Here is a 13,162-nt window from a genome sequence, read left to right on the forward strand (position 1 = left end):
ATAGCTATTTATATAATGGAAAACGACTTACCAAGGCCTGAACTTTATTTTTCACGCCAGCTAGTATTTGATCATCTCCTGAATTCGTTAAGGCTTCATCAATTAATTCAACAATTTCTGCCATTTGCTCTTCTTTAAAACCTCTAGAAGTAATTGCAGCAGTACCTACCCTAAATCCTGATGTTACAAACGGAGATTTATCGTCAAACGGAACCATGTTTTTATTAACAGTAATATCAGCTTTGCCTAAAGCTTCTTCGGCAGCTTTACCTGTGATATTTTTGTTTCTCAAGTCAATTAACATCAAGTGGTTATCTGTACCGCCAGAAATAATTCCGTATCCTTTAGCTACAAATGCTTTGGCCATAGCTTGCGCATTAGCACCTACTTGCTTGATATAATCACCATACTCATCTGTTAAAGCTTCGCCAAAAGCAATGGCTTTGGCAGCAATAATATGCTCTAAAGGGCCACCCTGTGTGCCAGGAAAAACAGCCATATCTAGCAAGTTAGACATCATTCTGGTTTCGCCTTTTGGTGTTTTTAAACCCCATGGGTTTTCGAAATCTTTACCCATCATGATCATTCCACCACGTGGACCACGCAACGTTTTATGTGTAGTTGTGGTAACAATATGGCAATGAGGAAGCGGGTTAGTTAACAAACCTTTAGCAATAAAACCTGCCGGATGTGAAATATCTGCCAATACCAAAGCACCAATTTGATCTGCAACCTTACGGATAAAGGCATAATCCCACTCTCTCGAATAAGCAGAAGCGCCACAGATAATTAACTTTGGTTTTTCGGCCAAGGCAACTTCTTCCAATTTTGCATAGTCAATTAAGCCATCTTCTTTTTTTACACCGTAGAACAAAGGTTGATATAGTTTTCCAGAGAAATTAACAGGAGAGCCGTGTGTTAAGTGACCACCGTGAGACAAATCGAAACCTAAAATTTTATCTCCAGGTTGTATTACCGCCAGCATTACCGCAGCATTAGCCTGAGCGCCAGAGTGTGGTTGTACATTTACCCAAGCAGCACCAAAAAGTTTTTTAGCTCTTTCGATAGCGATATTTTCTATCTCATCTACCACTTGGCAACCGCCATAGTAACGTTTTCCCGGTAAACCTTCGGCATATTTGTTGGTTAATACCGAGCCCGCAGCTTCCATTACTTGCTTGCTAACGAAGTTTTCTGAAGCGATAAGCTCTAATCCGTGTTCTTGTCTGTCTAGTTCTTTGTCAATTAAATCGAAAACTAATGTGTCTCTGTTCATTCTTGAAATTGGAAATGTGTATTTGTTTCGGTAAAAATAACCAAAATTTTAGGTTATACAATGATGTAATGCGCATAACTAAGTCACTCTCATTAACCTTAGCAATAGGCTTCTGTCAATTTGGAACTTTTATTGATAAATTTGTTAAACAAAATACCGTAATTTGTGCTTTTATAACATTGCATGGAAGTTAAAACAGGAACTTTGTTGTCTACAATAAATTACCCTACTGATTTGAAAAAATACAGTGAGAGCGATTTAGAGCAGATTTGCCAGGAGTTACGCCAGTATATCATTGATGTAGTGAGTGTTAACGGAGGACATTTTGGAGCTAGCTTAGGCGTAGTAGAGCTAACTGTTGCTTTGCATTATGCGCTAAATACCCCTTATGATAAACTGGTTTGGGACGTTGGCCACCAAGCTTATGGTCATAAAATCTTAACAGGAAGAAAAGACCAGTTTCATACCAACCGCATTATTAACGGCATTAGCGGCTTCCCAAAAATCAGCGAAAGCGAATACGATACTTTTGGTGTAGGGCACTCATCTACATCTATTTCTGCTGCTTTAGGTATGGCCGTTGCTTCGCATTATAAAGGCGAAAAAGACAGACAACATGTTGCTGTAATTGGCGACGGAGCGATGACTGCAGGTTTGGCTTTTGAAGGTTTAAATCATGCAGGGATAGAAAAATCTAACGTTTTGGTAATATTAAACGACAACTGTATGTCGATAGACCCTAACGTTGGGGCATTGAAAGAATACTTAACTAGCATCACTACTTCTAAATCTTATAACCGTTTTAGGGATGATGTTTTCAATGTGTTGACCAAACTTTCTGAGCTTGGCCCTAATGCACAGAAATATGTAAAGAAAATTCAGAAAAGCATTAAAGGCACTTTATTAAAACAGAGTAACCTTTTCGAAGCTTTAAATTTTAGATATTTTGGCCCGGTAGATGGTCATGATGTAAAGCGTCTAGCTGCCATCATCAAAGATTTATCTGCTATTCCTGGTCCTAAATTATTGCACTGCGTTACCGTAAAAGGTAAAGGTTTTGCCTTGGCCGAAAAAGATCAAACCAAATGGCATGCACCAGGTTTGTTTGATAAAATTACTGGCGAGATTAAAAAATCTGCTCCAGATAAACCTCAACCTCCAAAGTACCAAGATGTTTTTGGGCATACCATGGTTGAGCTTGCAGAGGCAAATAAAAAAATTGTAGGGATTACACCTGCCATGCCATCAGGATGTTCGCTTAATATCATGATGAAAGCCATGCCAGATAGAGCTTTTGATGTGGGCATTGCCGAGCAACATGCCGTAACCTTTTCTGCGGGTTTAGCAACGCAAGGCTTGGTACCTTTCTGTAACATTTACTCTAGCTTTATGCAAAGGGCTTATGACCAAGTAATCCACGATGTGGCCATACAAAACCTAAATGTTGTATTTTGCTTAGACAGGGCTGGTTTAGCTGGCGCTGATGGGGCAACCCACCATGGTGCTTACGATTTAGCTTTTATGCGTTGCATTCCTAATATGACGGTAGCAGCTCCAATGAATGAAGAGGAACTGCGCAATATGATGTATACTGCACAGCTTGAAAATAAGGGTCCGTTTACCATCCGTTACCCAAGAGGTAATGGTATGCTACCAGATTGGAAACGTCCATTAGCCGAATTGCAGGTTGGCAAAGGCCGAAAAATATGTGATGGAGAGGATGTAGCCATTTTAACTATTGGCCACGTAGGTAATTTTGCTGTAGAAGCTTGTAAAGAATTAAATAGCGATGGCATTAACCCTGCTCATTACGATTTACGCTTTGTAAAACCTTTAGATGAGGAATTGCTTCACGATGTATTTACTCGTTTCAAAAATGTAATTACGGTAGAAGATGGATGTTTGCAAGGTGGAATGGGTAGCGCTGTATTGGAATTTATGGCAGATCACGGTTATAAGGCTGATGTAACAAGGCTTGGTATTCCAGATGAAATTGTAGAGCACGGCGAACAGCCAGAACTTTGGGCACTTTGTGGGTACGATACCCAGGCAATTATCAAAGCAGTAAAGAAAATAGCAGTTAGCAGGCCAACTAAAATAATGGCTTCTTAAGCCCCACCCAACCCTCCCCAAAGGGAAGGGCTTTTAAAAAAATTACATTGGAAAAGAATTCTAAAATTTTCGTAGCAGGCCACCGCGGTATGGTGGGTTCGGCTATTTACCGTAAGCTTCAAAAAGAAGGTTACCAAAATATTGTTACCAAAACTTCTTCAGAACTTGATTTAAGAGACCAACAAGCAGTTGCTGATTTTTTCGCAGCAGAAAAACCTGATTATGTTTTCTTAGCAGCGGCTAAAGTAGGGGGCATTGTAGCAAACAACACTTACCGGGCCGATTTTTTGTATGAGAATTTAGCAATACAGAACAATGTCATCCATCAATCTTATTTGAATGGCATAGAGAAATTGATGTTCTTGGGTTCTAGCTGTATTTATCCTAAAATGGCTCCTCAGCCATTAAAAGAAGATTATTTATTGACTGGAACTTTAGAGCCAACTAACGAGCCTTATGCCATTGCTAAAATAGCGGGTATTAAAATGTGTGATGCTTATAGAGACCAATACGGATGTAATTTTATTTCGGTAATGCCAACCAATTTATATGGACTGAATGACAACTACCACCCAGAAAATTCGCACGTATTACCAGCGCTAATTAGAAAGTTTGATGAAGCCAAGAGCAATGGTAGTAAGGAAGTGGTGATTTGGGGCACTGGATCGCCAATGAGGGAGTTTCTGTTTGCAGATGACTTAGCAGACGCTTGTTATTACTTGATGGAGAATTACAACGAGCCCAACTTAATTAACATTGGTACCGGAGAAGATTTAACCATTAAAGATTTAGCTTTGGCCGTAAAGAAAACTGTAGGATTTGAGGGAGAGTTAGTGTTTGACACTTCTAAGCCAGACGGTACACCAAGAAAATTGATGGATGTGACCAAGCTCCACAACCTAGGCTGGAAACATCAGATAGAATTGGAAGAGGGTTTAAATTTAGCCTATCAAGATTATTTGAGCAAGAAATAAGAAAAGTCCCGATTTTATCAATCGGGACTTTTCATGCAGAAGGCTTATTAAATTTGCAAGCAGATGCTGAAATAAATTCAGCATGACGACGCGTCGATTTAGCGTCACCCTGAATTTATTTCAGGGTCAGTTTTACAAGCTAATAGGCTATAACACAAAAAAATCGACGCAAAGTGATTATTTTTTTATTTGTTTCTGTTCCGGGACAAAGTGAAAGCTTCGCCTTTATAAAATTTCCTAAATCGTAAATATTAAAAATCGTAATACAAGTTTCTAAAGCTGGTTTTTAACCCAAAAGTAACCATAGCTGTTTTATTGTTGTACAAGCTGTTTTTCTCTTGTCTAACTAAACCGCCCAGTTCTAGCCTTACATTGTATTTCGGATTTAACAAATAAGCCACTTTCCCTTGCATCAAAAATAAATCGGTAGCAATACCCTGCCCTATGTGGCTACCATAGTTAACGGAGCGGGTATCGTAGCTTTTAAAGATATCTTTACCGTAGTTGGTTCCATCAGCATCTAGGCCATAGTTTGCATACAGTGCCTGTCCCTGAAAATCAAATCGTTTTACGCTATAATTTAAAATACCTAAAAACTCTTTAAAGTTGGCACCAAATGGATGCGCCAAAGGTTGATTAAAATTAGAGTAATTAGATAGCCTATCAAAGTGAGCATAGGTATAAGGGCGTGCAGTATTAAACTCTGCCAAGTAATTTAAACGCTTCACTTTGAAAAGATCTGAACCTCTAAATCCTAACTGAATGGCCCACTTATTTGCCCAATAACCATTTCCCGCAAAAAATTCCTTGGCGGTAAACTCATCAAACATAAACTGTCCGTATAACGCAGTTTTCTCTAACAACTCGTACTTCACATTAAGTCCTAAGCGCATTTTATCTGGAGAGTAGAAATGCGAACTCTCTACCGGTCTTAAAAATATAAATGGGTGGATGTAGTTAAAATCGAAGCCTCGTTTGCCTTCCACTTCTGCATCAGCCCAAGTTACGGCCTGAAAAAATCCTATCGACAATTTATTGGTTGCATTCCAATCCAAATAATGCGCTGCCATCCATTTGGCCCTATCTCCCAAGCGTCTGTCCGTAGTTAACTTAGGCGCTCCTGGATCTAGCATATAGGCATAAATGGTTTGATACTGAAAACTGCCCAATGTGGCCCTTAACCTAAAAAAAGAATAGTTTGAAGACACGTCAGAAAGCAACATAGAACGATAGCCATCACCTATGAAATTCTTATCGTAACCTAAGGCAAAATTTAAGTATTTATTGGGCGTGTAAGATAATAGTGCTGAAGCGTAACTCCAATCTTTGGTATCTTTCTCTAACTTACCAAAGCTTTGCCCTGGCACTACCTGATTGGCTATAATAAAATCATCTACATAGCCCGGAAACTTACCTTGGTTTTCAAATCCATTGAGATAAAAGGAGAACTTTTCGCCAATGTTTCCACCAATTTGAAAACCACGTGTGTTTAGCCAAGTGGTTCGCTCGCCTTCAAACTCCCTCCCAATCTGAAAATCGGCCAGAAAGTCTGCATAGACGTGGTATTCATTAGTTTTAAACTCTAACAAGTGCTCTTGAAAAAGTTTGCGGTGCACCCAGCTTCTTCTGTTTAAGGTATCTACGCCATAATTCATTAACGAATCATAAGCCGTTTTTAATTTCGCATCGTCAGCATAAAAACCTCTAATAGAAGAGTGAAATTTGCTTTGAGTATCGTACACCGAGCGATTAAGCTTTTGATACAGCTGGTAATCATGTAAGATATGCTGATTAGCGGTATTAGCTTCTTGGGCTTTTGCTCCAAATATAAAAAAGGCCATGAATACGGCCGTTAGTAGACATTTTTTCATAAATGTAAATTTGTTTTCAATGGTTATGAAGCTATCACGATTTTTTCACAAGTTGCTATCATGCTTTAGTGTTCAAGAACTCGCAAGCTCGGTTTACTCGTTAGTGTTTTTGTGATTAGCAAAATGATGATGGTTTTATTGGAATATAAAATCCTTTTAGACGTTTAAGCCTTTATCCAGAAAGTTTATCTAGCTTTTAGCTCTGCTCGATAAGGTTTTGTTAAATTACTCGTTTACTATGCCGTCCAGCTCTTCAAATACCGAGTTTTTACTTTTAAATTCTGTTACCATTTTTTTCATGCCCATTACCACTTGCCTATCATCATTTGCTTGGGCATACTTTAGTAGTGAATAAATTTGTTCCTCTACTTCGGTAAATAAGTATTCTCTAACTTTTCCTATCATGATTTTTTCATGATGTGTAGGCATCGTATTTTCATTATCGTTTAGCAGCTCTTCAAAAAGTTTTTCTCCTGGCCTTAAACCAGAGTATTGTATTTTAATATCCTGATTAGGGACTAAGCCCGCCAAACGAATCATTTTTCTGGCAAGCTCAACAATTTTTACCGATTTGCCCATATCAAACACAAAAATCTCTCCACCATTACCCATGCAGCCGGCCTCTAAAACCAATCTGCAAGCTTCGGGAATGGTCATAAAATAACGGGTAATTTCTGGATGTGTTACCGTAACAGGGCCACCTTTTTCTATCTGTTGTTTAAAGCGAGGAATAACCGAACCGTTAGAACCGAGCACATTGCCAAATCTGGTAGTAATAAACTTAGTTATGGGCTTTACTTCTAAGCTGTTGATGTAGCTTAAACCGTTACTGAAAATGTAATTATTTTGGCTTAACGAATTATTGAGTGATTGTACATAAATTTCAGCAATCCGCTTTGAAGCTCCCATAATGTTGGTAGGATTTACTGCTTTATCGGTAGATACCATTACAAACTTTTGCACCCCGTATTTTACCGAAAGATCGGCAATCATCTTGGTACCCATTACATTGTTTTTAATGGCTTCAGATGGGTTATCTTCCATCATAGGCACGTGCTTGTAAGCAGCAGCATGGTACACATAATGAGGCTTGTACATCTCAAAAAGATGGATCATCCTTCGCTCGTCCTTTACATCGCCAATAAAAGCATGAAAGTTATTGTTTTTATGATTCTCTTCTAGTTCTAGGTAAATATCATGCAAGGCAGTTTCCGATTGATCGCAAAGGATAATCAAGCCTACTTCAAATTTAATTAGTTGCCTAACAATTTCACTGCCTATAGAACCTGCAGCACCAGTAATTAAGATGCGTTTGTCCTTTAACTGATTTTGAAGTTCTTGCACATCGATCTCTATTGGTTTACGATTAAGCAAGTCTTCGATATTGATATTCTGTATCTGCGATTTGTTGAGTTTACCTCCCTGCCAAGCATCTGGTGGTGGAATGTTTAGCACAGTTACTTCATGCTCCAGACAAACATCCACAATCTTATTTTTTCTTTCTATTGGAATGGTGTAAGATGCAAAAATAACTTCATCCACTTCGTGCTCTTTAATGAGTTCTTCTAAACGTTGCGCACTTAATATCTTAATTCCATCAATTGCTTTGCCTACCTTACGCTCATCATCATCAACAAAGGCCATGATGGTTTTATTTACCTTGCCATCGTGATCAAAGGTTCTTTTGGTAGCCAAACCCGCTTCGCCTGCGCCATAAACTATTACTTTACGTTTATCGAGGTTTAAGTTTTTGATATACATAAAGAAATACTTGATCAGTACCCTGTAGGTAATCAACAACAGAAAAGAGGTAAGTAAATTTACAATTAAAACCGTATTGGATATATAAGGGTGGTAACCGAATGCAGTAATTAAAAAGTTGAGTACCGAAAATATACCATTACTAATAATTACTGCAAAAAGAATCCTAAAGGTATCTTGAGCACTGGTATAGCGAATAATACCAGAATAAGTTTTGACGTTAAAGAAAACAACAATACTGATAGCAGTAGTAATGAGTATGTTTCTACTAAACTCTACAGGATCTATTGCAGAAAGTGCAAGATTAAGCTTAACAGCATAGGCAATAGTTAAAGATATTGCGCAAATACCTAAATCGAGCAGGAAGATAATCCACCGAGGGACAATATTTATTTTACCAAACAAAGCAACTAATTTGAACTAAGGTACGACAATAATTATATTCCATCAAAAATTTTACCATCTTAGTGATGATAGGATACCAGCAACTTTTCCTTGCCTTCGAAAACAAAACGTAGTACAAGGTAAATGAACACAAATGTTAAAAACATCCCTGTAACATACAGCATATTTGCGTTAATCAACAAAATTAACGCAATATTTATCAGTAACTGCGCCATGATGTAAATGAAAGACACAAAAATATGTGCGTACTTCAATTGATTGGAAAGGAATTGATAGAAATGGCTGCGATGGGCTTCGAAAATATTTTCTTTCCTAATTTTTCTGAATAAAACGGTAAAGGCGGTATCGGTACCGTACACCAGAAGCAATAGAATATAGGACAGATTTTGTGTGGTTAATATCAACTGACCGATAAAGAAGACAATGATAAAAGCCACACTTACACTGCCGACATCTCCGGCAAAACACTTAGCTTTGGTTCTAAAGTTAAAGAAATTGAATACAATTAATGAAAGTCCAACAACGATCAAAAGCTCATTGGAAGTAAACGCTACGACCTGTGTATTGATGTAGTATAGCGTAGCTATGGTAAGCAAGCTGTAGCCGCCAGTAATGCCATTAATGCCATCCATAAAATTATAGGCGTTGATGGTAGCAATAACAAAAATGAGCGCTATCAGTACCCAATACCAACTTAAACTGAACAGATCCCACTGAAAAAACAATAGTAAAACCGAGGTAAGGTGTATGCTTAAACGCACTTTGTTGTTGAGTGTCAAAATATCATCCAAAAAACTAATGGTGGATATGGCCAATAGACCAATTACGAAATAGAAGTTTTGAAATCCGTTGGTTAACGAATATGCCAGAACAGCCAAAGGAAAAATAATGCCTCCACCGCGAATGGTAATGCTGCTATGCGAACTGCGATGGTTAGGTTTATCGATGATGTTGTAGCGATCTGCGATTTTGAAATAGACGAGCTCTAGCGCTATGAAAATTACGAAGTATAAAATGAGTATGGGAATTGACATTGTGTTAGAAATGGATTTTTATTATGTAAGCATAGATGAGTACTCTACTAGTACTCTATCCCTACTTGAACCCTACTTGGGACCTAGGGTTGGGGTGCTGAAAGATTTGGCAGTAATCATTAATCCCTCGGCGGTATTTACGGGAAGCGATATTTGTAGTGCAGCTTTGATTTTAGCATTGCTTACCACATAACTCTCTGTTAGTTTCTGTAAACGCTCGGAATTTAAAGGTAGCCTTAAAACATCCCCTACATTTGCTAGCTTTTTTATAAATGTTGAAGGGATTTTCCAGAGTTTGGCTTTTTTATGGGATGCTTGCGCTAAAATTTTTACTACGTCATTAGTTGAGAGCACTTCATCGTCTGCCACATTGTACACCCCAGATTTAATATCTTTTTTTAACAATTGTTGTATCACAAAACATAGGTTCTCGATGCTCAGGAAAGAACGTTTATTTTCAAAAGTAGCTAAAGGATACGGGATGCCTTTTTGCACGAATTGATACAGTAAATTCAAATTACCTTTATTACCTGGACCGTGGATCATGCAGGGTCTTAAAATATAGTAGCTTTTGCCTACCGGAAGCTCTTGAGCTTGAATATATTGTTCGGCCATTAACTTAGACTTGCCATAATCTGTTTGTGGGTTGGGTTCGTTCTCTTCTGTCAATATTCCATTTACGCTATCCGCGGAGGCTTTAACTGAGCTTATAAAAATGAATTTTTTGGCATCTGACTTTAAAAAAGCATCGTACAGCTTTTTGGTCAGCTCGAAGTTAACTTGGTAATATTCGTCTAGGTTGGATGTTTTTTTTAGATCATGTGCCTTGCCGGCAAGGTGGATGATGGCTTCGGAATTGCTTAATTGTTCAATTGTTGGATTGTTTAATTGCTGCCTAGTTAACTCTGTGACCTGATAATTTTTTAAGTATTGGAGGAGATTTTGGCCTATAAAGCCTGAGGAGCCTGTAATGGTTAAGTTCATTTCTAATTTATTTACACTGCCTCCAAAACTCTCCTTCGCTATCAACAAAGACATTATACAACCACCCTTCTAAAGATAATTTTTTATATAAATCATCATCAATATTTACATAACTACTTTTAAAAAAACCTTTTTCAAGTTTTATGTTTTCCCGCTCTATAATATGAACATTTTCTTTAGAGTAAAATGGAAATTTAGAAACCTCTTTATTTGTTGTTATTATTTTTTTTCTTGCGCCAATCGCCTCGAATGTACGCATAGTTAATCCTTTTTGATGAGGATGATTGATATCCAAAATAACATTCGATTTTTTGTATAGCTTTATGATATCTACTAGTCTCAAAGACCTAAAACTTAACTTTTTATAATCAAACTCTTTAAACGTAGCATCAAACAATCTTTTGTATAGGTATACCAAACGCCCATGCATGTAATAATAACAAAACATGGTCATTTTTTGGGTGTTTGCCCAATTAAATATTTGCGTACTAATTCTATAGCGATCTGAGTGTGCAGTTCCTAAGAATAGGATGTCGTTTTCTATCTTGTCTGCCTGCAAATCTTTAAATGCGTCGAGATAAAACAGAGGTCTAAAATCAATTTTGTATCTTGTAGCATCTTCTGGATCAAAAGTTAATTTTCGATCGAAATAACTCAAAATTGTAGTTGGGTGAGTGTGGTTCGTAAAAGAATCCCAAGTGTAAAAAATAAATTCACACTCTGGATGCAATTCCCTAAACTTAAAGAGGAAAAAAGCCGGTACTACCTCTCCTCTATTAACAAATAAAAAATCGAGCTTCAAGTCTTTTGTGTCATTGAGTATTGACTTATAATAATTATCGATTTTGGTTTGATAAACACTTCTTTTTAACCTAATAATACCCTTTGTAAAATTACTATTCGATGGCCTTTCATCATAGTAATACACTTTTGCACCAAATTGTTCTAACTTGTTTTTAATCTCCTTTTCTAAATTAAAAGTTTGGACCGAAAAGAAAATTATATTTTTACCAGAAAGCTTATCTTCTAACGTCATTTTTATTTATAAAGCCCTTTAGCTTTCATTTCTTCGATAGATTTTGTATATCTATCCTCCGCAACTTCTTGCGTATTTACCCAATTGGTAAACTGCTTAAGCCCTTGCTCAAAAGTGAATTTAGGCTCAAAACCTAATTTATTTTTGATTTTAGTTAGGTCCGCATAATTATGTCTAATATCTCCCAGTCGGTAATTACCACTAACTGTTAAAGGAACCTCGACCCCATAATTTTCTAACAATCCATTAGCTACCGTAACTACATCTGTAGGTACGCCAGTTCCTACATTGAATACCTCACCATTTGCTTCGTTTTTTTCAATCCCAAGAATGGTTGCATCCACAACGTCATCTATAAAAACAAAGTCTCTAGTTTCCCTCCCGTCTTCAAAAATATTGATGCCATTTCCATTTTTTATCTGTGTTGAAAAGATAGAAAGTATTCCTGTATATGGATTTTTCAAAGATTGCCCAGGCCCATAAACGTTCTGATAACGAAACGCTACGGGCGCAATACCAAGAGTGGGACAAACGGTCATAATCATTTGCTCTTGATTTTGTTTTGTGATGCCGTATACGGATGATGGATGAATTTTTGACTCTTCATCGGTAGCTACCAGTTCTAGAGCACTTGAACCTTGATATTTAACTTCAAAATCGCCATTATCCATATAATCGGCCGTTCGATGCCTCGGATAAACAAACCCTAACTCCTTGCTTTTGTACTTTCCTTCCCCGTAAATAGACCTAGAAGAAGCTACTACTAACTTTTTAACTTGATTTGGCTCGTTAGCTAGCAAATCCAAAAGTATGGCCGTTCCATTTATATTTACGTCAACATATTTTTGTATCTCATACATAGATTGGCCAGTACCTGTTTCGGCGGCATAGTGCACAATTACATCTTGCCCTTTTATAGCCTCTTGCCAATCAGCTTTTGAGGTAACAGTTCCTTTAATAAATTTAACTTTATCTTTTATGCTTAAGTAAAGAGGCGATGTGTTTTTAGCATCGTTCCCGTGAATTTGTACTGACAAATTATCAAGCACCGTTATAACATAGCCCTTACTGGCTAATCTTAGAGCTAAATTACTTCCTATAAATCCGGCTCCGCCGGTAATTAGTATATTTTTCATCTTTATATTTTTACCCATTGTTGGATTTCAAAATTAAATTTCTTAATTGCCTTTGCCGGAGAGCCCACTGCTATTACATTCTCCGGTAAACTTTTGCTTACTACCGAGTTTGCACCAATAATGGACCCCTTACCAATGGTAACACCAGGCAAGATAGATACAAATTCTCCTATCCACACATTATCGTCTATAATTACAGGTTTTGAATATAATGGCCTATCTTTAGGTTTTGAATTTGGATTGGAATCATCTTGGTTTCCGGCATAACTACCATGCGAACAATCTGATATGTATACTTTGCTTGCAATAAGCACATTATTTCCAATATGCACTTTTTTCATTGAAGTAATATGAACATAATCGTTCATCTGGAAATTTTCTCCAAAAAATAAAGTTGTTTGGTTATCGTCTGGATAAGCCTCGATTCTGCAACCCACCCCTGTGGTAAATCCTTTTGACACTTTAATAAATTTTTTACCTCTTATATCAATTGGAAAACGAATGATACGAGCATTTTTAAATATAAATCTTGTCCTTATTTTACAAAAAACAAGAGACAATAGCTGCAAAAAC

10 protein-coding genes are annotated in these 13,162 nt (G+C 37.3%); 2 read left to right on the top strand and 8 right to left on the bottom strand.

Features of this window, described 5'->3' with window-relative positions; genetic code table 11:
- Positions 1–4: 4 nt before the first annotated feature.
- Complete coding sequence (gene glyA, locus OVA16_RS03475; RefSeq protein WP_267763533.1) at positions 5–1,276, bottom strand: serine hydroxymethyltransferase; 1,272 nt, start codon at positions 1,274–1,276, stop codon at positions 5–7.
- Positions 1,277–1,459: 183 nt separating this feature from the next.
- Between glyA and dxs the strand changes: the two genes are divergently transcribed.
- Both dxs and fcl read left to right on the top strand, forming a co-directional pair.
- On the top strand, positions 1,460–3,388 hold the full coding sequence (gene dxs / locus OVA16_RS03480) for a 1-deoxy-D-xylulose-5-phosphate synthase (protein ID WP_267763534.1): 1,929 nt from the start codon (positions 1,460–1,462) through the stop codon (positions 3,386–3,388).
- A 47-nt stretch (positions 3,389–3,435) separates the two neighbouring features.
- On the top strand, positions 3,436–4,362 hold the full coding sequence (gene fcl, locus OVA16_RS03485) for a GDP-L-fucose synthase (protein ID WP_267763535.1): 927 nt from the start codon (positions 3,436–3,438) through the stop codon (positions 4,360–4,362).
- Between the two features lie 251 nt (positions 4,363–4,613).
- On the opposite strand, the gene OVA16_RS03490 is transcribed toward fcl, so the two are convergent.
- From OVA16_RS03490 to OVA16_RS03520, 7 genes are all read right to left on the bottom strand, one after another.
- Positions 4,614–6,233: a gliding motility protein RemB gene (locus OVA16_RS03490; RefSeq protein ID WP_267763536.1), complete on the bottom strand. Its 1,620-nt coding sequence runs from the start codon at positions 6,231–6,233 to the stop codon at positions 4,614–4,616.
- A gap of 225 nt (positions 6,234–6,458) precedes the next feature.
- Positions 6,459–8,399 (bottom strand): polysaccharide biosynthesis protein, encoded by a 1,941-nt coding sequence (locus tag OVA16_RS03495; protein ID WP_267763537.1) that lies wholly within the window; start codon positions 8,397–8,399, stop codon positions 6,459–6,461.
- A gap of 59 nt (positions 8,400–8,458) precedes the next feature.
- Positions 8,459–9,433, bottom strand: coding sequence for an MraY family glycosyltransferase (locus tag OVA16_RS03500; protein WP_267763538.1), 975 nt, complete (start codon positions 9,431–9,433; stop codon positions 8,459–8,461).
- 72 nt (positions 9,434–9,505) lie between these two features.
- Entirely contained in the window at positions 9,506–10,471 is a 966-nt protein-coding gene (locus tag OVA16_RS03505) for an NAD-dependent epimerase/dehydratase family protein (RefSeq protein WP_267763539.1), read from the bottom strand.
- Positions 10,425–11,453: a hypothetical protein gene (locus tag OVA16_RS03510; RefSeq protein WP_267763540.1), complete on the bottom strand. Its 1,029-nt coding sequence runs from the start codon at positions 11,451–11,453 to the stop codon at positions 10,425–10,427. Before OVA16_RS03510 ends, OVA16_RS03505 begins: the two co-directional genes overlap by 47 nt.
- 2 nt (positions 11,454–11,455) lie before the next feature.
- The gene (locus OVA16_RS03515; protein ID WP_267763541.1) at positions 11,456–12,607 is read right to left on the bottom strand and encodes an NAD-dependent epimerase/dehydratase family protein; all 1,152 of its coding nucleotides are present in this window, start codon (positions 12,605–12,607) and stop codon (positions 11,456–11,458) included.
- A complete protein-coding gene (locus tag OVA16_RS03520; RefSeq protein WP_324288498.1) occupies positions 12,592–13,050 on the bottom strand; it encodes a DapH/DapD/GlmU-related protein in 459 nt (152 codons plus the stop codon). The genes OVA16_RS03515 and OVA16_RS03520 overlap by 16 nt, the downstream gene beginning before the upstream one ends.
- Between the last annotated feature and the right edge of the window lie 112 nt (positions 13,051–13,162).

This window comes from Pedobacter sp. SL55 (genome assembly GCF_026625705.1).
In the GTDB taxonomy this organism is placed as follows: Bacteria; Bacteroidota; Bacteroidia; order Sphingobacteriales; family Sphingobacteriaceae; genus Pedobacter.

Excerpts from the sequence above, each read along its gene's own strand:
- glyA (WP_267763533.1), bottom strand. The coding sequence starts at position 1,276 with ATGAACAGAGACACATTAGTTTTCGATTTAATTGACAAAGAACTAGAC.
- OVA16_RS03510 (WP_267763540.1), bottom strand. The coding sequence starts at position 11,453 with ATGACGTTAGAAGATAAGCTTTCTGGTAAAAATATAATTTTCTTTTCG.
- OVA16_RS03515 (WP_267763541.1), bottom strand. The coding sequence starts at position 12,607 with ATGGGTAAAAATATAAAGATGAAAAATATACTAATTACCGGCGGAGCC.
- OVA16_RS03505 (WP_267763539.1), bottom strand. The coding sequence starts at position 10,471 with ATGTCTTTGTTGATAGCGAAGGAGAGTTTTGGAGGCAGTGTAAATAAA.
- dxs (WP_267763534.1), top strand. The coding sequence starts at position 1,460 with ATGGAAGTTAAAACAGGAACTTTGTTGTCTACAATAAATTACCCTACT.
- OVA16_RS03490 (WP_267763536.1), bottom strand. The coding sequence starts at position 6,233 with ATGAAAAAATGTCTACTAACGGCCGTATTCATGGCCTTTTTTATATTT.
- OVA16_RS03500 (WP_267763538.1), bottom strand. The coding sequence starts at position 9,433 with ATGTCAATTCCCATACTCATTTTATACTTCGTAATTTTCATAGCGCTA.